Genomic DNA, 23,208 nt, shown 5'->3' on the forward strand with positions numbered 1-23,208 from the left:
GTTTTCCGAAATTCCGCGATGTTCACCGACTCCCATTGCCACCTGACTTTCCCCGAATTCGCCGGCCAGATGCCGCAGATCCGCGAGGCCATGGCGGCCGCGAAGGTCGAGCGAGCCCTCTGCATCTGCACCACGCTGGAGGAATTCCCCGAGGTGCAGGCGCTCGCGGCCGGTTTTGACAACTTCTGGGCCAGTGTCGGCGTCCATCCGGACAACGAGGACGTTGCCGAGCCGTCGGTGGACGATCTGGTGACGCGCTCTGCCATGCCGAAGGTGGTCGCGATCGGGGAAACCGGCCTCGACTACTACCAGATGGAAGAGCGCAAGGGCGGCCGCAGCATCGCCGACCTGGAATGGCAGCGCGACCGCTTCCGCGTGCATATCCGCGCGGCTCAGCAGGTGCGCAAGCCACTCATCATCCACACCCGGGAGGCCTCGGCCGACACGCTGGCAATCCTGAAGGAGGAGGGCGAGGATGGTCGGCCGACGGCGGCCGGAGGCGTGTTCCACTGCTTCACCGAAACGGCAGCGGTCGCACGCGCCGCGCTCGACCTTGGTTTCTACATCTCCTTCTCCGGCATCCTGACCTTCAAGAAGGCGCAGGACCTGCGTGACGTGGCTGCCTTCGTGCCGCTGGATCGTATGCTGATCGAGACCGACAGCCCCTACCTGGCGCCCGTGCCGTACCGCGGCAAGACCAACAATCCCTCCTATGTGCCCTTCGTGGCACAGCAGATCGCCGAGCTGCGAAAACTGCCGATCGAGACCATCGGGCAGCTCACCAGCCGCAACTTCGAAACCCTGTTCGCAAGCGTCAAGACGTGAAGAATTACCTTAAAAACATCGCATATCTTATTGTATTTGCAACGTATTTTTCGGCAAGCGCAGGCTCGTTCGACGATTTTTTCCGATACGCGCGCAGCGACAACGCCAGCGGCATCGCCGAGCTCCTGAACCGTGGCTTCGATCCGAACACGCGCGACGAGCAAGGCCAGACGGGCCTGCTGATCGCCCTGCGCGAGCCGTCCCCCAAGGTGATCCAGGTGCTGCTCGATTCGCCCAAGACGGATGTGGAGCTGCGCAATGCGAAGGACGAGAGCCCGCTGATGCTGGCTGCGCTCAAGGGCCAGCAGGACCTGGTCACGCGTCTGATCGCGCGCGACGCCGACGTCAACAAGCCCGGGTGGACGCCGCTGCACTATGCGGCCACCGGCGGTCATGTGGCGATCATGAAGCAGCTCCTGGAGCACTACGCCTTCATCGATGCGCAATCGCCCAACGGCAGCACGCCGCTGATGATGGCCGCCATGTACGGCTCCGCCGCCGCGGTGCAGCTGCTGCTCGACGAAGGCGCCGACACGGCGATGAGGAACCAGCTCGGGATGACGGCCCTGGACTTTGCCAAACGGGCCAATCGGCCGGATGCGGTGCGGCTGCTGAGCGCCGCGGTACCGGCGAACAAGCGGCCGGGCGATGGAAAGTGGTGAGCGCGCCTGAGGAGGCTTGACGCTGTTGCCCCATCGACGCGGAAAATACAATGTGCATTATGTTAAATGACATCCGCATGCACGCCTGCGGCGGCTCGAGCCGGTTGCCGATCACCAGGTCGACCTGGACGAGGCGCTGACGGCGGCGGCAGGTACAAGCCGCTGAACGGCCCCCTCACCGCCCCGTACAAACCCTCACCGCCTTGACGGCGGATCGACAGCTTCGATTTCTACGATTTCTCCGAGGCCGCCCGAAAACGCGGGCAGCCCGCGGCGCAGTTCGCGCACTACCTGGAGACATCGACCATGCAGATCACCGGCATGTTGCACGGCGCACGCCTGCTGCACTTCGTGGGCTTTCCGGCCACCGAGGTGTTGGGCCCCGCAGCCAGCGAAGAGGACATCAAGGCGCTCATCGACAAGTACGGGCTGGTCTTCATCAAGCCGGTCTTCAAGGGCGGCATCGGCAAGAAAGGCAAAGCCGGCCTGCTGGGCCGCGCGAGCGACCTGAAGACCGCGCTGGCCGAGAAGGAACGCCTCTACTTCGCCGAGCACCAGGTGGGTCACCAGAAGGCAAAGGCCAACGGCGTGACCTTCGAGGCCGGCGTGCCCGCCAAGCACGAGGTGTACTTCTCGATCACCGACTCCACGCGCTTCCGCGCCCCGACCATGACGCTCACGCACATGGGCGGCATAGACATCGAGGAGCTGGACAAGAGCCAGGTCGCGACGGTGCCCTTCGATCCCCTCACCGGTCTCAAGGCCTTCGTGGTGGCCAATGCGCTGACCGAGATCGGTGCGCCCAAGGAAATCATCTCGCCGCTGGTTCAGCAGTTGCCCAAGCTGTGGGAGCTGTTCCACGACTTCGGGATGACCACGCTGGAGCTCAACCCCATCCGCATGCGGGAGGACAAGAAGGGCCGGCTCACGCCCGTGGCCTGCGACTTCAAGTGCGGCTTCGACCGTGACGACCCGCGCTGGCTGCGACTCGGCCTGCCGCCCCACCTGTTCGCGGCCGACTACTCCGACTTCGAGCAGGAGATCAACACCCTGCGCACCCACCAGGGCCAGAGCGATGTCTACGTGATCAACGAAAAAGGCACCGTGCTCGCGCCCACCTTCGGCGGCGGCGCGAACTCTCTGGTGACCGAAATGCTGGGTGACGACGCGATCATCAGCTCGGACTTCGGCGGCAATCCGCCCTACGAGAAGATGAAGGAGGTCGCGCGCATCTGCTTCAAGCACTGGCTGAAGCAGGCCAACGTGCTCTTCATCATCGGCGGCAAGAGCAACAACACCGACATTTTCGAGACGCTGCGCGCGATGGCCGACGCGCTGCGCGAGCACTTCAGCCAGCACGGACCCACGCCGCTCTACGTGGTGCTGGGCCGCGGCGGGCCGAACCTGGTGCGCGGCATGGGCGCCCTGCGCGACACCTGCGACGCGCTGGGCCTCCCCTACCGGCTCTTCGGCTTCGACTCCGACATGAGCGAGGTGATCCAGTTCGCCCGCAAGATCAACGGGTGGATGAGGGAAGGCGGACGCGAGCAAATCGCTGCGCGCCTCGGCATACAGGCCGCTGCCGCGGCCGCTTGAAAGGGAGAGGACCATCATGCAATCCAGCTGGCAAAAGACAGGCGTGGGCGACTTCAAGTACTACGTCGGCATTAGTTCGCTCACGCAGGTCGCCTCACGCGAGGACCGCGTCTGCGTGCTCAACATCCTGGGCGGTGAATCGAGCGAAGTCACGCCGGTCAGCCATGCCTACTCGGGCGGCAACGTCGTGTTTGGCACGGCGCCGGGCAAGGGCGGCGCCGTGCTGGAAACACCCGCCGGCAACATCCCGGTGTTCAACAACGTGCGCGACGGGCTGGCGGCGGGCCACCGCTTCAACTGCGGCGTCGTGTATTTGCCTCCCTCGGCGGCGCGCGACGGCGTGGCCGAACTCATCCGAGTGAACCCGGAGCTGCGCAAGATCTTCATCATCACGGAGAAGATTGCTGTGCACGACGCGCGCGAAATCCGCGCCATGGGCCAGCAGAACGGCATCGACATCTTCGGCGCCAACGGCCTGGGCGTGGCCGACTCCTGGAACCAGGTGCGCATCGGCGGCGCCCTGGGCGGCGACAAGCCCGGCGACTCGCTGCGGCCGGGCTCGATCGCCATCTTCTCCAACTCGGGCGGCTTTTCCACCACCATCGCGCAATACCTGCGCATGGCGGGCTGGGGCACCACCACCGTGATCTCCTCGGGCAAGGACGTCTACATCCATTACGCCGCGCCCGAGTTCGCCTTCGCGCTCGCCAACGACGCGCGCAGCAAGGCCGCGGTGCTTTACTGCGAGCCGGGCGGCTACTACGAGCTCGACGCGAAGTTCACCAAGCCGGTGGTGGCCTGCGTGGTGGGCCGCTGGAAAAGCAAGCTCACCCGCGCGGTCGGACATGCCGGCGCGATGGCGGGCGGCTCGGACGACGCGCTGGCCAAGGAACGCTGGTTCATGGAGAAGTTCGGCGTCGACGGCATCTTCACGCCCGACAACCCGGAGTTCTCGGCCAAGGGGGCGCTGGTCACCAACATCGCCCACATCCCTGCCGCGCTGACGGCCGTGATGCGCGCCAATGCCACCCTGCCCGACTTCGCGCCCGAGGGCACGCTGGCGCTCAAGCCCTGGTTCGGTTCGGACGAAAGCCTGGAACTGCCTGCGGAACTGCGTCCCCCGGTGGTCCCGGCCTTGGCTCCCTACGGCGACCAGGTGGCACTGCTCAACACGCAGATCGGCGGCGTGGTGCCGCGCCAGACCATGAAGGACGCCTCGGGCGCCTCACAGATGGATGCGAAGACCCAGGTCAGCAGCCTGCACGGCACCAGCATGCTGGACGCGGCCACGCTTTCGTTCGAATCGAACGTCGCCCTGGCCTTGCTGCACGATGCCGGCGGCGAGAACGACCGGAAGCTGATCGCGCCCGCGATCGCGGCCTACGTCAACCTGCATGGCCGCCCCGAACTTGCCGCAGCGCAGGCCAGCCGCGAAGCCGGCAACGCGCCGAATGCGGTGCTGGCCGCGGCGGCCGCCATCGTTGGGCCGAAGCGGCAGCAGGCCGCTCGCGAGGCGCTGGTCTTCATGCTGGAGCGCTTTCACGCAGCGGGCCTGGGCACCGAGTTCGGCGCCTCGCTCAGCAACAGCTTCGACATCGCGCAGATCGATACGGCGGCGGCACCCGCGCTCACCACCGGCTCGCCCGACGCCCGCGCCCAGGCGCTGATGGCCGCCGTGCAGGCGCGCGGCGGGCGCTCGGTGTTCCTGCGCTGGCTGCAGAGCCTTCCCGGCCATCCGACCGAGGCGGCCGTACTGGCCGCGATTTCGGCCACCCTCGCCTGGGGGCCGCTCTCGCGCAAGCGCATCTCGCTGCTCACGGCACAGAACTTCCCCTGGTGGCTGCAGCTCTTCGGCACGCTGATCGGCGCGTCGGCCGATGCGGCACGCCATGAGGCGGACCGGTTCTGCGGCATCGCACAGCCGCAGATGCTCGACAACGCAAGCCTCGGCGAAATCGCCTTCGCCGCCCTCCTCGGACGCACGCCGACCGAGAACGATCTGTTTGCATTCCAGACCCTGGTCGGCCTGCTGCTGACCAACGGCCCCGGCGCCATCTCGGCCCAGGGCGCCAAGGGCGCGGTGTCGGCTGATGGCCCCGAACAGCCCGAGCGGGTGCAGCTCAACAAGGCGCTGGTCGGTTTCCTCACGCACACCGGGTATGCGCATGGCGGCAACGGCTACGAAGGCATCGCTTACCTGATCGAGCAGTTCAAGGACAGCGGCCTCGACGATCCTGGCGCGCCGAACCATGGCCTGGACCTCAAGGCCTTGGCTGCCAAGGCGGTCGACCAGTACTCGCAGTACAAGATCAAGAAGAAGAGCGCGGGCAGCCTGGACATCGCCAAGCTGCCGGGCGTGAACCACCCGGTGTTCAAGGACAAGCCGGTGAACCTCGACCCGCGCGAAGTCTTCATCGCCAAGCTGCGCGAGGCGCGCGGCGACCACAACGTGTTCCACGACTTCTACCGGGCGCTGGTGCAGCAGCTCTTCGATGCCGGGGTGTCGCGTAACGTCTATTGCGTCAACGTGGATGCGGTGATCGCCGCCCTGCTGCTCAAGATGCTGTGGCAGCCGCTGCAGTCCGGCGACATCGGCGAGCGCGATCTCGAGACGGCGGCTTTCACGATCTTCCTTTACCCGCGCATGCTGGGCTGCGCCGCCGAGATCGACGACCACCTCAATCGCGGCCGCAACATGGACACGCGCACAGCGGCAACGCTGTGCAAGTTCGTCGCCTGAATCGTTCTCCTTGAGCTCCCCTTCGGCGCAGGCGTTCTGAACCCGGCAGCTTGTAGCGCTTTCTTCTTACGCGCAATGTCTTGCGGGTGGGTTAAGAAATGTGTCATGCACAGACTCCTGATCGAAGGACCCAACGGACGAGCGGAACTGGTGACGCTGAAGCGGCCGCGAACGACCTTGGGACGTGCGCTTTCCAATGACGTCGTCCTCGACGATGCACGCGTCAGCCGTTTCCACGCCGTCATCGACGCCGCGGGGCCCTTCTTCATCCTCATCGACCTCTGGAGCAGGAACGGCCTTTGCCACAACGGCAAGAAGGTCCATGCCAGAGCCCTGGCCAGCGGCGACACCTTCACCCTCGGCGAATGCATCGCTCGCTTCATCGCCGAGGAGGACTATGTCGAGGTGGTGGTGGAGTCCCTGCCCTCCCCGCCGGATATGCGGGCGGAACTGGTCGATTCGAGCGGGCACAGCTTGTTGACATCTTGATGCCCCGCGACGGAGGGACAGGCATTTCGGGCCTTGCGGTCGAAGGTCCGCCGGCGCAAACTGCCAGGCTCGGCCTGGGCCCATCGGACCGGCCGGCGACTTCGCACAAGGAGATGCCATGTCCCTCCCCTCGCATCTGACCAGCTATCTCGCGCAGCGCGGCACCCAGTACGAAATCTGCACGCACGACCACAGCCGCAGCAGCGCGGAGACGGCACGCAGCGCGCATGTTCCCGCGAGCCAACTGGCCAAGTCGGTCATCCTCCAGGACGACGACGGCTGCGTGATGGCCGTCCTGCCTGCCGACAGAGTTCTCATGGTCGGCGAGTTCTCGCGCCTCGCCGGCCGCTACCGGCTTCGGCTGGCCGACGAGGATCGCATCGCCGCGCTCTTCGAGGACTGCGAGCGCGGCGCGGTGCCGCCGGTCGGCATGGCCTGGGGCATTCCGACCCTGGTCGATGACGAGCTCGAAAGCAACGATGTCGTCTACATGGAGGTCGGCGACCACGAGCAACTGCTGCGGATGTCGCACGAGCAGTTCCACGCACTCATGAGTGCCCAGCCGCACGGGTGCTTCAGCAAGTCCCCGATGCATTGACGAGTGCCGGCGGTCCTGCGCGATTCGTGAGGCCTTCATCCTTCATGACCTCCCTGCCGGATCTTCGGCGCCTGCTGTGACCTGATGATGGCAGTGCTCAATTGCCCCACTTGATCGAGGAGATTGCCCTCGCGCGTCTTGCCGCCGGCGAGCGCTTCCTAAAATTCCGCACCACCATCGGCACCAAGCCCCAAGCCCCAAGCCCCTCATCCATCCTTGAGATCCTCATGCACGAGATCGACTTGCCCGCCCAGACGGCGGCGGTTCGCAGTGTTCTTGCCAAGCATGGGATCCGCCCTGCGCTGGCCCTGCTCAACGACAGGACGCCGTATCGCTACACCGCCATCTACAAGCTGGCCGGCGAGACCATGGAGGCCATCCACGTCTTCGATCGCATCGCCGAATACCGCAGCTGGCTCAAGGCGGTGCCACTGGACAAGAGCTTCTGCCAGTTCGCCATTCGCGAAGGCGAGTTCGCGACCTACCATGTCTCCAGCGACCAGCGCCTGCCAAGCCCCTACGACGGCCTCGTCGAGTCCTACTATGGGCGCCTGCTGAAGCGCGAGGACGGGACACTCTATGGCACCTTCATTCACTTCGACGTGGAACCGCGCAGCATCGCCGAAGAGGAAGTCGCCTTCCTGCAGGACGTGATTCCCCTGTTCCTCGACTACCTGGAGTGAGCGCGCCGGGTGACGAAGGTGGCGCCGTCGGTGGCACGCCCGCTTGACCTTTCCCAGGGGGGAAGGTTCAGACTGGCTTCTGCCACTGCAACAGACCATGCCATCGAAAGCCCACGCCTCGCACCCGCCTCACGCACACCAGGCCCATGCTCACGCGCCGGGGTCTGCCGCCCATCATGTCCACAACGCCGGCGCGGGGCAGGCAGAGGGGCCGACGCATGCCCCGGCACGGACCGGCAAGGACGTGGAGTACACCTGCCCGATGCACCCGCAGGTGCGGCAGATGGGCCCCGGCCAGTGCCCGATCTGCGGCATGGCGCTGGAGCCGGTGCTCGCCACCGCACAGACGGGCGACAGTCCGGAACTGCGCGACATGACGCGGCGTTTCTGGATCGGACTGGTGCTGACGCTGCCGGTCTTCGTCCTGGAGATGGGCGGCCATCTGGTGGACATCCACTCGTTCATTCCGCAGCAACGATCGAACTGGGTTCAACTCCTCTTCGCCACGCCGGTGATCCTCTGGGCCGGCTGGCCCTTCTTCGTCCGCGCATGGGCCTCGATCCGCCATCGCAGCCTGAACATGTTCACGCTGATCGCGCTCGGGACGGGCGTCGCCTGGCTCTACAGCATGGTGGGTACGCTCGCACCGCAGGTCTTCCCTGCCGAGTTTCGAGGCCACGACGGCTCCGTCGCCATCTACTTCGAAGCGGCAGCGGTCATCACGGTGCTGGTGCTGCTCGGGCAGGTGCTCGAGCTGCGCGCACGCGAGAAGACCTCCGGCGCGATTCGCGCACTTCTCGATCTCGCGCCCAAGAATGCGATGCGCGTGCGGCCTGACGGCAGCGACGAAAGCGTCGCGCTGGAGGCCGTCCGGGTCGGGGATCTGCTGCGCGTTCGCCCGGGAGAGAAGATCCCCGTCGATGGCGAACTGACCGAGGGCAAGGGCACGGTCGACGAATCGATGGTGACCGGTGAGCCGATGCCCGTGGCCAAGACGCCCGGCGCGTCGCTGACCGCAGGGACGCTCAACCAGACCGGCGGCTTCGTGATGCGCGCGCAGAAGGTGGGTGCGGACACGCTGCTCGCCCAGATCGTGCAGATGGTGGCCGCCGCCCAGCGCAGCCGCGCGCCGATCCAGCGCATGGCCGATCAGGTGGCGGGCTGGTTCGTGCCCGCGGTCGTTGCCGTGGCGGTGCTGACCTTCGCCGCCTGGCTGTTCTGGGGTCCGACGCCGGCGCTCTCTTATGCGCTCGTCGCCGCGGTTGCCGTGCTCATCATCGCCTGCCCGTGTGCACTCGGGCTGGCGACGCCCATGTCGATCATGGTCGGCGTGGGCCGTGGCGCGCAGCTCGGCGTGCTGATCCGCGACGCCGAGGCGCTCGAGCGCATGGAGAAGGTCGATGCGCTGGTGGTCGACAAGACGGGCACGCTCACCGAAGGCCGGCCGCGCGTGGTCCATGTCGCGCCCGCCGCCGGCTTCGATGCGCAGCAGCTGATGCAAAAGCTCGCCAGTGCGGAACGCGCCAGCGAGCATCCGCTGGCCGCGGCCATCGTGGCGGAGGCGAACGAACGCAAGCTCCCCCTTTCCGCCGTGGCCGATTTCGACTCGCCGGTCGGGAAGGGCATCCTCGGCAGTGTCGATGGCACGCGCGTGGTCTGCGGCAGCGCCAGGTTCCTCGCCGAGCACCACATCGACACGGGCGCCCTGGCCGACCGGGCGGAGGAACAGCGCCGGCGCTCGGCCACGGTGATCTTCGTCGGGCTGGATGGCCGGCTGGCCGGCTTCGTGGCGATCGCAGACCCGATCAAGGCCAGCACCCCGGAAGCGCTGCGGGCACTGCGCGCAGCCGGCATCCGGATCGTGATGCTGACCGGCGACGGCAGGACCACCGCCGAGGCAGTCGGGCGCGAGCTCGGCATCGACGAGGTGATCGCCGAGGTCTTTCCACAGGACAAGGCCTCGGTCGTCGAGCGGCTGAAGAAGGAGGGCAAGGTCGTTGCCATGGCCGGCGACGGCGTGAACGACGCACCGGCCCTCGCCGCGGCGGATGTCGGCATCGCCATGGGCACCGGCGCCGACGTGGCGATGGAGAGTGCAGGCGTCACCTTGCTCAAGGGCGACCTGATGGGCATCGTGCGCGCCCGCCGGCTCTCTCGTCACACCATGCGCAATATCCGCGAGAACCTTTTTCTTTCCTTCGCCTACAACGTCGCGGGCATTCCGATCGCCGCCGGCGTGCTCTATCCATTTCTTGGCGTCCTGCTTTCGCCGGTCATGGCCGCCGCGGCCATGGCGTTGTCGTCGGTCAGCGTGATTGCCAACGCCTTGCGCTTGCGCGCCACGCGGGTGGAGGGTTCATGAGGGTTCAAAAACGCGGCGGCACGCATCGACTGCCCCTTTAGAATTTGATCCGATGCTTCGTCTGCGCGCATTCCTGCTGTGGTTCATGATGCTGGCCGTGCCCTTCCAGGGCTATGCGGCCGCGGTCATGGCATTTTGCGCACCCGAGGCGGCGCCGCCGGCGATGGTCGCGGCTCACGATCACAGCCTGCACGCTCACAGCCTGCACGACCACGCGTCGCCGGGCGGTGGCCATCACCACCCGCTGAATGCGAGCAGCGACGATGGTGCGGACCCTCACGACGCCGCGAGCACGCAGGACGACGGGGTCGCTGCTTCCCACAAATGCGGCAACTGCGCCGCATGTCACTCGGTCGGAATGACGCCCACCGTCCTGGTGTCCCTCCTCTACGGCCTCCCCCAGGCCCAGTTGGCCGAACCCTTCCGCGCGATGGCAACGGTCTCGCCTCGCGTTCCTCACAAGCCACCTCGCGCCTGACCGCGTCGAGCACCCGGCAGCCATCCTGCCGGCGTGCGGACGCGTATGCGTCGCTCATGCCGTCACCCCCCTTCACGGGCCGCTGACGACATGCCGTTCATGACATCGCGAGGATTTCCATGTCCACTTTCTTGCCAGCCCGTTGGCTGGTGGTCTTGCCGGCCCTGGCGGCATTCGCCTCGGGCGCCCAGACCGACCCTGCACCATCGAGCGCGGTCGCCACCGAACCCGCGTCGGCTCCGAGATTCCGATCGGCCATGGAGGGCTACAAGCCTTTCACAGAGGAGAAGCCTGCTTCCTGGAAGGAGGCCAACGAGACCGTTCGCCGGCGCGGCGGCTGGCAAGCCTATGCCAACGAGGACGCTGCTGCGTCCGATCCGCATGCCGGCCATGCCATGCCGATGCCGCCCACGCCGAAGAAGGACAAGCCATGAGGCGCCCCCTTCGGATCGCCCTTGCCGCCCTCCCCGCCGCATTGCTGACAGCTTGTGCCTCTGTCGGCATCGACGATGCGCTGAAGGAGACGAATGCCTCGGCTTCGCAGTTCACGGCCGGAAAGCTCGAGCTCAGCCGTACCAAGGATCAGCGAGAAGCGCGCGCGGCGCTCTCGCAAGAGCTGCTGAGCAAGCCCTTGTCCCAGGACGACGCAGTGCGCCTGGCGCTCGCGAACAGCCCTGCGGTCCAGGCGCTGATCGCGCAAAGCTGGGTCGACATCGCCGCGGCCAACCAGAGGAGCCGGCTGCCCAATCCCATCTTCACGTTCGAGCGCATGCGCCTGGGCGACGAGCTCGAGATCGGGCGCTTGCTGTCCTTCGGTCTGGTCGACCTTCTGCTGCTGCCGCAGCGGGTATCGATCTCTCGCAGCCAGGCCGCTGTGGCGCAGGTTCAGCTGACCGGGATGGTCGTGGACCAGGTCACCCAGGTGAGGCAGGCATGGGTACGCGCCGTCGCGGCTCAGCAGTCGCTGCAGTACGCCGAGCAGGTCAAGGAATCGGCCGAGGCCAGCGCGGAACTCGCGCGGCGCATGCAGCAGGTCGGCAACTTCAGCAAGCTGCAGCGTGCGCGCCAGCAGGTGTTCTATGCCGATGCCACCACGCAGCTCGCCTCGGCGCTTCACGGCGCGACCTCGGCGCGCGAGGAACTCGTCCGCGCCCTGGGTCTCGACGACGCGCAGGCGGCCCGGTTGACGCTGCCCGAGCGTCTTCCGGACCTGCCCAAGACTCCCCGCGAAGCACGCGATGTGGGGATGACGGCCAGCGAGCAGCGCCTGGATGTTCAGCTGGCCCGGGCGCAGCTCGACGTCGCGGGCAAGTCCCAGGGCTTGAATCTGCTGTCGACCTTCATCGATGCCGAGGCCGGAGTGCGGCGCGACACCGTCTTCGATGGCGGCAGCCGCGGCACGCGCCGCGGATTCGAGCTCGACCTCCGCCTGCCTCTCTTCGATGGGGGGTCGGTGCAACGCGATGCGCTGGATGCGCAGGCGCTGGCGGCGGCGAACCGCTACGACAGCACGGTTCGTGGCGCGACCTCGCAGCTGCGAGAGAGCTATTCGGCCTACCGCACCGCCTATGACATCGCGCGCCACTACCGCGACGAGATCGTGCCGCTGCGCCAGACCATGGCCGACGAGAACGTGCTTCGCTACAACGGCATGCTGATCGGCGTCTTCGAGCTGCTGGCCGAGGCGCGCGACCAGATCGCGAGCGTGAACAAAGCCATCGACGCCCAGCAGCAGTTCTGGTTGGCCGACGCTGCACTCGCGGCAGCGGTGATCGGCAAGCCCACGCCCATGGCCGCACCGGCGGCAACCATGAATCCGCCGGCTTCTTCCGGCGCCGCCCACTGAGCGGCCTCATCCACTTCGAACGACATGACCCACAGACGCAACTTCCTCACCGGTGCCGGTGCCATCACCGGCGTCATCGCAGCCGCATCCGTCGGCAAGGTGGCCATGGCCGCCTTGCCGGAGCCGGTGCTTCAGACCACGCCGGACACGATGCCTCCGCTGGCGCCGGCGACGGGGCGCCCCTACAACCCCGTCGTCACGCTCAACGGCTGGACGCTCCCATGGCGCATGAACAGCGGCGTCAAGGAATTCCACCTGGTCGCCGAACCCGTCGTGCGCGAAATGGCGCCCGGCTTCAAGGCGCACCTGTGGGGCTACAACGGCCAGTCGCCGGGGCCCACGATCGAGGTGGTCGAGGGCGACCGGGTGCGCATCTTCGTCACCAACAAGCTGCCCGAACACACCAGCATCCACTGGCACGGGCAGCGCATCCCCAACGGCATGGACGGCGTCACGGGCCTGACCCAGCCGGCCATCCAGCCCGGCAAGACCTTCGTCTACGAGTTCGTGGCGCGCCGCCCCGGCACCTTCATGTACCACCCGCATGCCGACGAGATGACGCAGATGGCGATGGGCATGATGGGCTTCTGGGTCACGCACCCCAAGGCCCGGCACCCCTTGATCGACGAAGTCGACCGCGATTTCGTGTTCCTGCTCAATGCCTATGACATCGAGCCCGGCAGCGCGACGCCGAAGATCATGACCATGCTGGACTTCAACCTCTGGTCGTGGAACAGCCGCATCTTTCCGGGCATCGACTCGCTCAACGTGCGCCTGAACGACAAGGTGCGCATCCGCTTCGGCAACCTGACCATGACCAATCACCCGATGCATCTGCACGGGCACGAATTCATGGTCACGGGCACCGACGGCGGCCCGACGCCGAAGAGCACCCGCTGGCACGAGGTGACGACCGATGTCGCCGTCGGGCAGATGCGCCAGGTCGAGTTCATCGCCAACGAGGAAGGCGACTGGGCCTTCCACTGCCACAAGAGCCACCACACCATGAACGCCATGGGCCATGACGTCCCCACCATGATCGGCGTCGACCACAAGGACATGGTGAAGAAGATCACGAAGCTGGTGCCCGACTACATGGTGATGGGCGAGCGCGGCATGGCCGACATGACCGAGATGGAGATGCCCATCCCCGACAACACGGCGCCGATGATGGGCGGTGAAGGCCCCTTCGGCTCGGTCGAGATGGGCGGCATGTTCAGCATGGTCAAGGTGCGCCGGAATCAGAAGCCAGGCGACTACTCGAATCCCGGCTGGTTCAAGCATCCGCAAGGCACGGTGGCCTACGAGTTCGACGGGCAGTTGCCCGAGGCACCGCGCGCCCGGGGCGGCGGCGCGGCCGCCATGCCGGCGCAGAACATGCCGGCCCAGGACATCGAAGTCCAGGTTCGCAAGCCCGCAGGCCCGTCAAGCCACGCAGGCCACTGACACCGTTTCACCCTTTTTCACATCCGAAGGAATCCTCATGAAAAACACGCTTTGCAACACGGCCCTGGCGGCATTGCTCGTACTGACGAGCACCGGCACTTCCGCAGGCGGCAACCATGCCGGCGGGCACGACCATGCCGACGCGATCGGCGCACCCGGCATCGCCGCGAATGCGACGCGCACCGTCAACGTCGAGATGACGGACGCCATGCGCTTCAATCCCTCCGGCATCGACGTGAAGCAGGGCGACACCGTGCGCTTCGTCGTCACCAACTCCGGAAAGCTCAAGCACGAGCTGGTGCTCGGCACGGAGGAAGCGTTGAAGGCGCACTATGAAGTGATGAAGAAGAACCCCGGGATGGAGCACGCCGATCCGAACATGGTGACGCTCGCCGCCGGCCAGACGGGCGAGATCGTGTGGCAGTTCACGAAGGCCGGGAAAGTGAACTTTGCCTGCCTGCAGCCGGGTCACTACGAGGCCGGCATGAAAGGCGCCGTGAACGTCGAAGGTTCAGCCGCCGCTGCCGAGCTCACGGAAGGGGAAATCCGGAAGATAGACAAAGACGGCAAAAAGCTCACACTCAAACATGGCCCGCTGAAGAACCTCGACATGCCGGGCATGACGATGGTTTTCCAGGTGAAGGACGAAGCCATGCTGGACACGCTCCAGGTCGGGGACAAGGTCCGGTTCGAGGCCGAGAAGATCGGCGGCAAGTTCACGGTGACCAGGATCGAGGCGGTCAGGTAGCCCGGCCCACCTGACGGCGCATGTCCGAGGAGCAGGTCCCAATGACACATCCCAGCGTCTCGCGGATCATTCGGGAACTCCTGGAAGGGCCGCTCACTCGGCCGGCATTGCTGCGCTGGCGGCGCAAGCACTTTCTTGCCGGACAAGGCTATGGCTTCTACTTCGGCGTGTTCGACAGCTTCAGGGCCGCGCGCGAATGGTTGCCCTCCAGCCCCGAATTCGACGAGGAGGCCCTGGCCGCCGAGTTCATCAACGTCCGGACACAGCAGGTTTTCGCCTACGACTACCCGGTGATGTGGTGGCTCAACGAAGCATTTCGCCACGGCTGCACGCGCATTCTCGACATTGGCGGTTCGGTGGGGGTCCACTACTACGCCTATCGAAGGTACATCGAGATGCCCGCTTCCTTGAGCTGGCATATCGTCGAAGTGCCGGCCATGGTGTCCATCGGCCGCCGGTTCGCTGAAGAGCACGGGGCCGCGGCACTCTCCTTCACAGAGGACCTTCAGGAAGGCCTCGACCGTCCAGGTGTCGACATCTGGATCGCTTCGGGCGCCCTCCAATACATGGAAGATGCCCGGCCGGGCGACCTGCTCAAGCGATGTGTCGAAATGCCCTTGCACCTGCTTCTCAACAAGCTGCCGCTCTATGAAGGCGAGGACTTCGTGACGACACAGAACATTGGCGAAGGATGCTTTGCACCCCTGCACGTCTTCAATCGCGGCAGCTTCATCCGCAGTGTCGAAGGGCTGGGCTACACGCTTCGCGACCGATGGGCGGTCCATGAGCGCTCCCTCTATGTGCCCGGCTACCCGGAACGCTCTTTCCCGTCCTTCACGGGGCTGTACTTCGCGGCCGAACCCAAAGCGAGTCCACCCAGGGAAGGCGGCACGGCAAGCGTGCCGGCCTGACGATCCAGCAGGCTAGAAGGCGTGACGCATGCCGAACTCCGTGCCCCTCGACGCGTGATTGGGCGCCGTGATGGAACCGGCCAGCGCCTGCGCCGCGCCGTTGCGGTTGCGCAGATAGGCCAGCGTGCCGTAGAGCGCCGTGCGCTTCGACAGGTTGTAGACATAGCCCAGCGCCAGCTTGGAGGTCGTGGGTTCCGGCACATTGCCCGCGGGCTCGCGCTTGTAGCGCGCATACGAGGCCTTGATCTCGCCCACGCCGACCGGAAGGATGAACCCCAGCAGCGCGCCCTTGCCGTCGACCGCGCCCAGCGACTCGCGGTAGAGCTCGCCCATCAGCTTGAAGCCCATCCACTGCTCGAAGACGTAGGAGGCACCGATGTTCGACACCCGCAGGTCGCCCGTCGCGAAGCGGGTCTTGCCGGTGGCGAGCGTCACATTGAACGGCCCGTTGAGGTAGCCCACCCGAATCCCCGCGTAGTCGCCGTCGTCCCGGTTCGAGCGCAGCGTGCCGGGCAGCACGGAGCGGCTGTCGTTCTCGCCCATCGCGTACATCGCCTGGCCATAGAAGCCGCCCAGGTTCGGCGGCAGGAAGTAGCCGATGCTATTGGACGCGCGCGTACCCGTCGGCGCCGTGAGGCCGCCCAGGCCCGAGAAGTACAGCTGGTTGGCGCCGATGCCTCCGCCCGTGCCGAAGGGATCGTAGAGCGCGGTGTTCCAGAAGGTCGGCGTGTAGTCGCGGCCCAGGCGCAGCTCGCCGAAGCCGCCGGAGAAGCTCACGGTGGAACGCCGGTTGAAGCTCAGCAGGCCGGGACCGGCCGCGCCGCTGGCCTGGTTGTTGGTGTTCGTGTTGAAGCCCGTGCCGTTGTCGTTCTGCAACCCGGCCTCGAGCCAGAAGCCGGCGGCCAGGCCGCCGCCCAGGTCCTCGGTGCCGCGAAAGCCGAGGCGGCTGAAGGTGTTGCCGCTGTTGGTGAGCTGCCATTTGCTGGCGGAGCCGTAGCCCGAGCCGGTGGTGTAGGCGACGGCGGCATCGACGACGCCGAAGACCTGGACCGAAGAGGATTGCGCCCACGCGCCGGCCGCAGCCGCGCATGCGGCCGCGGCCACAAGAGACTTCTTCATTGGATTTTTTTGGAAAGAGAGTTGGGAAACTAGATGTCCAGCACCAGCGGCCCACGTCTGCATTGCGAGACGCAGATCATCATGGTCTTGTTGGCGGCCCGTTCGGCCTTGCTGAGGATGCCGTCGCGGTGCTCGATCTCGCCGGCCGAGACGATCTTCGTCTCGCAGGCGCCGCACACGCCTTCCTTACAGCTGTGGTCCGGGTTGAGGCCGGCGTCGATCAGGCTGTCGAGGATGGACTTGCCCGGCGGCACCTCCACGCTCTTGCCGCTCCTGGCGCACTCGACCACGTAGGTCTCGGTGGCGCTGGGCGCCTCCACGTGCGCGGCGGCGAATCGCTCGACGTGCGCGTGCGCATAGCCCATCTGCTCGCAGGTCTTCTCGAAGGCGTCGAGCATGGGCGCCGGGCCGCAGCAATAGAAGTGGCTGGCTGCGCTCTTGCCGGCCAGCATCGCCGGGAGATCGGGCGGCGCGCCCTTGTCGGCATCGAAGTGCCAGGTCAGCGCAACCTTGTTCTCGCGCGCCAGCGCCTCGATGGCGTCGCAGAAGGCGGCCTCCTTGCGGTTGCGCGCGCAGTAGATCATCTCCACCGGCTTGCCGATGGCGACCAGGCGCTGCAGCATGCACCAGATCGGCGTGACGCCAATGCCCCCGGCCACCAGCACCGAGTGCTCGGCGCCCTCCTCCAGCTTGAAGTTGTTGCGCGGCGCCGAGATCGGCAGCGTCATGCCCACGCGCAACTGCTGGTGCACGTAGCGCGAGCCGCCGCGGCTCTTGCGGTCGTTGGCCACGCCGACCACGTAGCGCTGGCGGTCGCTGCAGGGGTTGCACAGCGAGTAGCTGCGCACCAGGCCGTTGGGCAGGTGCAGGTCGATGTGCGAGCCGGCCTCGAAGGCGGGGAATTCCACCTCGGGCGAAGCCGGCCGGAACTCGACGCTGACGATGCCGTCGGCCTCGTAGCGCATGGTGTGCACGAGCGCATTCAGCGTGGGGGAAGACATGGCTGGGAACCTCGAAAAAAGAGCGTTGGAGGCGTGGGACCGGTCAGGCCGCCGCCTGCTCCAGCTGCGCCTGCGCCAGGTTGCGCATGTGGCGCCGCAGCCGCACGATGCCGAGGTCGTGCTGGTACAGGTTCTCGTGCTGGTTGGCGTCAGGCTCCATGTCTTCGAGCATCACGCGGTCCTGCTCCAGCACGTGCCAGTGGCGCGCCTCCAGGCGGTTCTTGTAGAGGAAGCGCCAGGTGTCGCGCTCCCAGCCCGGCGCCAGCTTGCGCACGCGCCAGAAGAAGGTCGCGGTCATGCCCTTTGTCATGGGCGCGAAGGCGCCGACGATGATGAAGTTGCCGCCGGGCCCGCCGGTGCGCGGGTACGGAATCTCCAGCCGCATCCAGTGGATGCCGGTGTCGGCCCACTCGGTCCAGTCGAAGTTCACGTTGCGCTGGCCTTCCTTCTCGAAGACGAAGCCGTGGTCGGTGGGGCGAACGCCGAACCTGGCCTGCGACTCGCCCTCGGCCATCGAGTGCGACTGCTTGTGCAGGAAGGTCCCGTGCATCGGGTCCATCACGTTGTCCAGCACGTAGCGGTAGTCGCCCTTCCACTCGGCGTAGCAGAGGAAGGAGGCGTACTGCGCATCGTCCGTGAGCTGCTCGGGCAGCACCAGCGGCGGCGGCACGTCGACCGACTCCTTCGAGTTGTAGAGGAACACCGCACCGGCGCGCTCCTCCAGGTGGAAGTGGCGCGTGGCCTTCGAGCCCTCGAGCTTGCAGCCCGGGCTGCCGGGCACGCGCGTGACCACGCCGTCATGGCGCACCTCGACGCCGTGGTAAGGGCAGGACAGGCGGTCGCCCAGGATCACGCCCTGCGACAGCGGCGCGCCGCGGTGCGGGCAGCGGTCCTCCAGCGCATGCAGCTTGCCCTCGCCGTCGCGCCACAGCGCGAGCTTGCGGCCCAGGCGGCGCAGGGAGACGGGGTTCTCGCCGATGAAGTGCGAGGGGCAGATCGGATACCAGAGGTCCTTCAGCCCGATCTCGAGCAGATGGTCCACCGGGTCTTGCGCGACGGGTTGGATGGCGATCGTGGTCATGGTGTGTTCTCCTCAGGCGCCGAGCTTGGCCATTTCGAGGCGGTACAGGTCTTCGGTCCAGCGCTGGCCTCCGGGCGTGGCGAGGCCGCTGTCGTTGAGCCGTTCGACCAGGCCGGCGAGGTCGTGGACCCCGTCGCCGAACGCGCGCTCGATCGCATCGCCGAGCAGGTCTTCGTAGGTCGTGGCGGGGCGCTGGCGCGCCTGGTGGGGTTGGAGGTAGCGGTCTTGTTGCATCGTGGGTCTCCGGCAAAAAACGAGAAATGGATTCGGGCTGCGACGGCGCGTCTCACTCGGCCACGATGTTGCGGGCCTTGATGATCCTGGCCCACATGGCGGTCTCGTCGCGGATGGCGCTGGCGAACTCGCCGGGCTTCATGGTGGCCTCGGTCATGCCCTGGGCCTTCAGGCGCTCGCGCACCTCGGGCTGCGCCAGCATCTGGGCGGCATCCCGCGCCAACTACTCGGCCACGGCCGGCGGCGTGCCGGCGGGTGCGAGCAGGCCGTACCAGGAGGTGACGGCCACGCCCTGGATGCCCTGCTCCGCCAAGGTCGGGATCTCCGGCGCGGCCGGGCTGCGCGTGGCCTCGGTCACGCCCAGCGCGACCAGCTTGCCGTTCTTGATGAAGGGCAGCGTGGCAGGCAGGTTGCTGAACATCAACGGCACCACTCCGCCCAGCACGTCATTCAGTGCCGGCGCCGTGCCCTTGTAGGGCACGTGCAGCAGGTCGACGCCGGCCTGCTGCTTGAAGAGCTCGCCGGCCAGGTGCAGGCCGCTGCCCACGCCCGGCGAGGCATAGGACAGGGTGCCCGGCTTGGCCTTGGCCTGCGCCACCAGCTCCCTGGCGCTCTTGATGCCGGCCGAAGGCGAGGCCACCAGCACGTTGGGCGCCTTGGCCAGCATGGTGACGGGCACGAAGTCCTTCTCGATGTCGAAGGGGAAGTTCGGCATCAGCGTCGGATTGATCGTGAGGTTGCCGGCCGGCACCACCAGCAGCGTGTGGCCGTCGCCCTTCGCGCGCTTGACCTTGTCGATGCCGATGTTGCCGGCCGCGCCGGCCAGGTTCTCGACCACCGCCGGCTGGCCATAGCGCTTGGCCAGGCCTTCGGAAAGCACGCGTGCCAGCGTGTCGACCGGGCCGCCCGGCGGGAACGGCGAGACGAGGGTGAAGCGGTCGCTCGCGAGCTGCTTCTCGACCGGCGTCTGCGCGCAGGCGCCTGCGAAGCCAAGGGCGGCGAGCGCAGCGATGCCGCAGGTTCGGAGCACGTCGCGCAACCGGCCTGCCCTGGCCGCTGGCGGGGCCTCTTCGACAAATCGGGCTGCGCGACGCGAGCAGGAAGCGGAGTGGGTCATGATTTCTTTTCGGTGAGGAACTTGCCCTGGGGCGCATCCGTGTTCTTCTGCCGCCGCGTGTTCCCGTCGAGCCCGCCGTCGACCGCCCATTCGGCGAAGACGGTCGGCCCCGGCTCGAACTCGCGCGGCTGCCAATCGGCGGTGAGCTGGTCCTCGTCGGCGTAGTACTCGATCAGGCCGCCGGCCGGGTTCTTGAAGTACCAGAAGTAGGCCGAAGAGATCGGGTGCCGGCCCGGTCCCAGTTGGGTTTCCCAGCCGCAGCGCGAGAAATGCAGCCCGCCGCCGAAGACCTCGTGGATGTCGCGCACCGTGAAGGCCACGTGGTTGAGCCCGCGCTTGCCCGAGGGCAGTTGCAGCAGGAACAAGTCGTGATGCCCCCCCTCCGGTGCGCAGCGCATGAAGGCGCCGCGCTGGGGGTAGCTGTCGGAGCCCACGAAGCCGAAGCGACTCGCATAGAAATCGCCGGTGGCCTTCACGTCGGCGACGAAGAAGACGACGTGGCCCACCTCGATGGGCGTCGCGCGTTCATAGATCGGCGCGGCCTGGTTGATGCGGGGCTTGGCGTTCCAGGTGTTCATCGCGCCGCACTGGATCTCGACGCCGTGCTTGCGGCTGACCTGCAGGCGCACGGCAAGTCCATTGGGGTCCGTGCAGCCGATACGGCGTGCGCCCTCGACCTCGCCCTCGACGAAGCCGGCATCTTGCGCAATGGCCACGGCATAGCTCGCGAGATCGGCCTCGCTCTCGACGCCCCACACCACTTCGATCAGCGTCGGGCCCTCCTCCATCGCGGCCGGCAAGCCGGGCTTGCCGATCGCCGCCACGACGACGCGGCAGCCGTTCAGGCACTCGAACACGAGTTGGTCCGCCGTCTCGGACTTCAGCGCCAGGCCCCAGTCGGAGAAAAAGCGGCGGCAGGTCGGCAGGTCGTCCGCCGCATAGGTGATCTGGTCGATTCCGGTAACGCTCATGGCAATGACTCCCTTCAGTTGGCCCACGGCAGCGGTTGCTCGTTGGTGCCCCAGTACATGCTCTTCTGCTCCATGTACTGGAAGATGCCCTCGCGCCCCTTCTCGCGGCCCAGGCCGCTGTCGCGCCAGCCGCCGAAGGGCGTGGAGACCGAGAACTGCTTATAGGTGTTGACCCAGACCGTGCCGGCCTGCACCGCGCGCCCCAGGCGCCAGGCCCGCTTGAAGTCGCGGCTCCAGATGCCGGCGGCCAGCGCATAGACGCTGTCGTTGGCCTGCGCGATCAATGTCTCCTCGTCGTCGAAGGGCATGGCGACCAGCACCGGGCCGAAGACTTCTTCCTGGCTGATGCGCGCGCTGTTCGTGAGGCCTTCGAGGATGGTCGGCGCGTAGAAGTAGCCGCGCTCGAGGCCTTCGCCATGCGGCCGCACGCCGCCCGTGCGGATCTGCCCGCCTTCGGACACGCCCAGCTCCACGTAGCGCTCGATGCTTTCGCGATGCTTCGCGGTGATCAGCGGTCCCATCTGGGTGCGCTCCGAGGCCGGGTCGCCCACCCGCAGCGCCTTGGCCGCTTCGGCCACGCGCGTGACGAACTCGTCGTAGATGCGGCGCGCCACGAAGAGACGCGAGCCGGCGATGCACGATTCGCCCGAGGAGCTGAAGATGCCGTAGAGCACGCCGTTGACCGCGTGGTCCAGGTCGGCGTCCTCCAGCACCATGGTGGGCGACTTGCCGCCCAGCTCCAGCGACACCGGCATCATCTTGTCGGCCGCGATATGGGCGATGTGCTTGCCGGTGGCGGTGCCGCCGGTGAAAGACACGCGCTTGACCAGCGGATGCCTGGTGATCGCATCGCCGATCACCGAGCCCTTGCCCGGCAGCACGCTCACGATGCCCTTCGGCACGCCGGCGGCCTCGCAGATGCGGGCCAGCTCCAGCGCCATCAGCGGCGTGACCTCGGCCGGCTTGACGATCACCGCATTGCCGGCGGCCAGCGCGGGCGCCAGCTTCTGCGCCTCGCTCGCGATCGGCGAATTCCAGGGCGTGATGGCGGCCACCACGCCCATGGGCTCGTGCACGCTCATCGTGACGAAGGGGCCGCGCGAGGGCGTGATGGTCTCCTCCAGCGTCTCCAGCGCGGCGGCGAAGAACTGGAAGGTGCCGGCCGCGCTCGCCACCAGCGCGCGCGTTTCGTTGATCGGCTTGCCGTTGTCCAGGCGCTGCTTCTGCGCCAGCGGCTCGGCCTCATCGCGGATCAGCTGCGCGACGCGGTGCAGCACGGCGGCGCGCTCGTGCGGCAGCTTCTGCGCCCAGCCGCTGGTGCGGAAGGCCAGGTCGGCGCGCACGATGGCCTCGTCGACATCGGCCAGGTTCGCGGCCTTCAGGCGCGCGATGGGCTCGCCCGTGGCCGGGTACAGGCTCTCGTAGGCGTCGCCGCCGCCCAGGCGCCATTCGCCGGCGACGTGGATGGGTAGGAGTTCGTTGGAAATCATGATGAATCAGATGGCAAGCGCTGCGGCGCGGTTGCGCAGGGCGCGAACGGCGCTGTAGACGGTGAGCGCGGAGGTCTTGGGATTGGCCGCCAGCGGCTTGTTGTGCATGCTCAGCTCGAAGCGGCCGAAGGCGCCTTCGGCCTCGACGGTGTGCACGTTCTCGTCCACCGCCGGGTCGGCGACCAGGCGCACGTGGGTTCGGTCCAGCCCCAGGCCCGCGAGCGACACGGTGGCCGCCACGTTGGCGTTCTTGGGATACAGCGCGGCGGCCTCGCGCGCGCTGCCTTCGAAGATCACGCATTCGGCGCTCAGCGCATCGAGGTCGCGGCCCTGCTCGGCCGGCGTGCCCTTCCAGGCGCGCGGCGGCTTGCGGCCGGTGTAGCGGACGCTGTCGAGTCCGCCGATGCGCGCCGCGGCCAGCGCGTCGATGCCGCCGATGGCGCCGGCGATCAGCTGCACCTGGGTGCCGCCGGTGATGGCCGCGATCTCGAGCTTCTCGGCCAGGCCCTGCGCCGACAGCGCGCCCACCGAGGCCACCACGCACGGCGTGCCGCGCCGCAGCGCCGGCAGCACGTGTTCCTCGATGGCCGCATGGCCCGCGGTCTCGACCACCAGGTCGACGCCGCTGGCCGGCACGGCCGTCGCGGCCTGCACGCCGGGCGCGAACTTCTGCAGCAGCGCCTGCGCCGCGGCCAGGCCTTCCTGGGGGACCACCACGGCCACGACCGCCAGCGAGGCGTCGCCCTTGAGCAGCTCGATCACCGAGCTCCCGATGGCGCCGCAACCGATGAGTGCCACGCGCAACATGTCA

Annotated in this window: 21 protein-coding genes and 2 pseudogenes; 15 read left to right on the forward strand and 8 right to left on the reverse strand. The window is 67.2% G+C overall.

The features are described 5' to 3' along the window. Window positions 1–18 precede the first annotated feature (18 nt). The 15 genes and pseudogenes from J2739_RS25985 (at window position 19) to J2739_RS26055 (ending at window position 15,384) form a co-directional block, all read left to right on the forward strand. Window positions 19–825, forward strand: a complete 807-nt coding sequence (locus J2739_RS25985) for a TatD family hydrolase (RefSeq protein ID WP_309907109.1) — start codon at window positions 19–21, stop codon at window positions 823–825. Next, entirely contained in the window at window positions 822–1,487 is a 666-nt protein-coding gene (locus J2739_RS25990; protein ID WP_309907111.1) for an ankyrin repeat domain-containing protein, read from the forward strand. The genes J2739_RS25985 and J2739_RS25990 overlap by 4 nt, the downstream gene beginning before the upstream one ends. A gap of 306 nt (window positions 1,488–1,793) precedes the next feature. After that, window positions 1,794–3,083, forward strand: coding sequence for an ATP citrate lyase citrate-binding domain-containing protein (locus J2739_RS25995; RefSeq protein WP_309907112.1), 1,290 nt, complete (start codon window positions 1,794–1,796; stop codon window positions 3,081–3,083). A gap of 16 nt (window positions 3,084–3,099) precedes the next feature. Further along, on the forward strand, window positions 3,100–5,823 hold the full coding sequence (locus J2739_RS26000; RefSeq protein WP_309907114.1) for a CoA-binding protein: 2,724 nt from the start codon (window positions 3,100–3,102) through the stop codon (window positions 5,821–5,823). 105 nt (window positions 5,824–5,928) lie between these two features. Then, window positions 5,929–6,312, forward strand: a complete 384-nt coding sequence (locus J2739_RS26005; protein WP_309907116.1) for an FHA domain-containing protein — start codon at window positions 5,929–5,931, stop codon at window positions 6,310–6,312. 118 nt (window positions 6,313–6,430) lie between these two features. After that, window positions 6,431–6,910 (forward strand): aminoacyl-tRNA deacylase, encoded by a 480-nt coding sequence (locus J2739_RS26010; protein ID WP_309907118.1) that lies wholly within the window; start codon window positions 6,431–6,433, stop codon window positions 6,908–6,910. Between the two features lie 101 nt (window positions 6,911–7,011). Beyond that, on the forward strand, window positions 7,012–7,593 hold the full coding sequence (locus J2739_RS26015) for a hypothetical protein (RefSeq protein WP_309907120.1): 582 nt from the start codon (window positions 7,012–7,014) through the stop codon (window positions 7,591–7,593). 97 nt (window positions 7,594–7,690) lie between these two features. Further along, window positions 7,691–9,955 (forward strand): copper-transporting P-type ATPase, encoded by a 2,265-nt coding sequence (locus J2739_RS26020; RefSeq protein ID WP_309907121.1) that lies wholly within the window; start codon window positions 7,691–7,693, stop codon window positions 9,953–9,955. A gap of 52 nt (window positions 9,956–10,007) precedes the next feature. Further along, window positions 10,008–10,433 carry a hypothetical protein gene (locus J2739_RS26025; protein WP_309907124.1) on the forward strand — a complete coding sequence of 142 codons (426 nt, stop codon included), beginning with the start codon at window positions 10,008–10,010 and terminating at the stop codon, window positions 10,431–10,433. Window positions 10,434–10,552: 119 nt separating this feature from the next. After that, window positions 10,553–10,867, forward strand: a complete 315-nt coding sequence (locus J2739_RS26030) for a hypothetical protein (RefSeq protein ID WP_309907125.1) — start codon at window positions 10,553–10,555, stop codon at window positions 10,865–10,867. Next, window positions 10,864–12,279 (forward strand): TolC family protein, encoded by a 1,416-nt coding sequence (locus J2739_RS26035; protein WP_309907127.1) that lies wholly within the window; start codon window positions 10,864–10,866, stop codon window positions 12,277–12,279. Before J2739_RS26030 ends, J2739_RS26035 begins: the two co-directional genes overlap by 4 nt. A gap of 24 nt (window positions 12,280–12,303) precedes the next feature. Then, complete coding sequence (locus J2739_RS26040; RefSeq protein ID WP_309907129.1) at window positions 12,304–13,725, forward strand: multicopper oxidase family protein; 1,422 nt, start codon at window positions 12,304–12,306, stop codon at window positions 13,723–13,725. A gap of 37 nt (window positions 13,726–13,762) precedes the next feature. Further along, window positions 13,763–14,233: pseudogene (locus J2739_RS26045) on the forward strand (cupredoxin domain-containing protein); the annotation flags it as partial. Further along, complete coding sequence (locus tag J2739_RS26050; RefSeq protein ID WP_309907277.1) at window positions 14,210–14,473, forward strand: copper-binding protein; 264 nt, start codon at window positions 14,210–14,212, stop codon at window positions 14,471–14,473. The pseudogene J2739_RS26045 and the gene J2739_RS26050, both read left to right, overlap by 24 nt. 20 nt (window positions 14,474–14,493) lie before the next feature. Continuing rightward, window positions 14,494–15,384 carry a methyltransferase, TIGR04325 family gene (locus tag J2739_RS26055; RefSeq protein ID WP_309907131.1) on the forward strand — a complete coding sequence of 297 codons (891 nt, stop codon included), beginning with the start codon at window positions 14,494–14,496 and terminating at the stop codon, window positions 15,382–15,384. Window positions 15,385–15,396: 12 nt separating this feature from the next. Here the strand turns inward: J2739_RS26055 and J2739_RS26060 are convergent, their stop codons facing one another. From J2739_RS26060 to J2739_RS26095, 8 genes and pseudogenes are all read right to left on the reverse strand, one after another. Continuing rightward, complete coding sequence (locus J2739_RS26060) at window positions 15,397–16,503, reverse strand: porin (RefSeq protein WP_309907133.1); 1,107 nt, start codon at window positions 16,501–16,503, stop codon at window positions 15,397–15,399. 29 nt (window positions 16,504–16,532) lie between these two features. After that, window positions 16,533–17,504: a PDR/VanB family oxidoreductase gene (locus J2739_RS26065; RefSeq protein ID WP_309907135.1), complete on the reverse strand. Its 972-nt coding sequence runs from the start codon at window positions 17,502–17,504 to the stop codon at window positions 16,533–16,535. A gap of 43 nt (window positions 17,505–17,547) precedes the next feature. Next, window positions 17,548–18,585, reverse strand: a complete 1,038-nt coding sequence (locus J2739_RS26070) for a Rieske 2Fe-2S domain-containing protein (protein WP_309907138.1) — start codon at window positions 18,583–18,585, stop codon at window positions 17,548–17,550. A 12-nt stretch (window positions 18,586–18,597) separates the two neighbouring features. After that, complete coding sequence (locus J2739_RS26075) at window positions 18,598–18,819, reverse strand: recombinase-like helix-turn-helix domain-containing protein (protein WP_309907139.1); 222 nt, start codon at window positions 18,817–18,819, stop codon at window positions 18,598–18,600. Window positions 18,820–18,871: 52 nt separating this feature from the next. After that, a pseudogene (locus tag J2739_RS26080) lies at window positions 18,872–19,831 on the reverse strand (Bug family tripartite tricarboxylate transporter substrate binding protein). Between the two features lie 101 nt (window positions 19,832–19,932). Further along, window positions 19,933–20,907: a VOC family protein gene (locus tag J2739_RS26085; protein WP_309907141.1), complete on the reverse strand. Its 975-nt coding sequence runs from the start codon at window positions 20,905–20,907 to the stop codon at window positions 19,933–19,935. A 14-nt stretch (window positions 20,908–20,921) separates the two neighbouring features. Continuing rightward, complete coding sequence (locus J2739_RS26090) at window positions 20,922–22,397, reverse strand: aldehyde dehydrogenase (RefSeq protein WP_309907143.1); 1,476 nt, start codon at window positions 22,395–22,397, stop codon at window positions 20,922–20,924. A 6-nt stretch (window positions 22,398–22,403) separates the two neighbouring features. Continuing rightward, window positions 22,404–23,204, reverse strand: a complete 801-nt coding sequence (locus J2739_RS26095) for an aspartate dehydrogenase (RefSeq protein WP_309907145.1) — start codon at window positions 23,202–23,204, stop codon at window positions 22,404–22,406. Between the last annotated feature and the right edge of the window lie 4 nt (window positions 23,205–23,208).

The sequence above is a fragment of the Variovorax soli genome, from assembly GCF_031454625.1.
Taxonomy (GTDB): Bacteria; Pseudomonadota; Gammaproteobacteria; order Burkholderiales; family Burkholderiaceae_C; genus Variovorax; species Variovorax soli_A.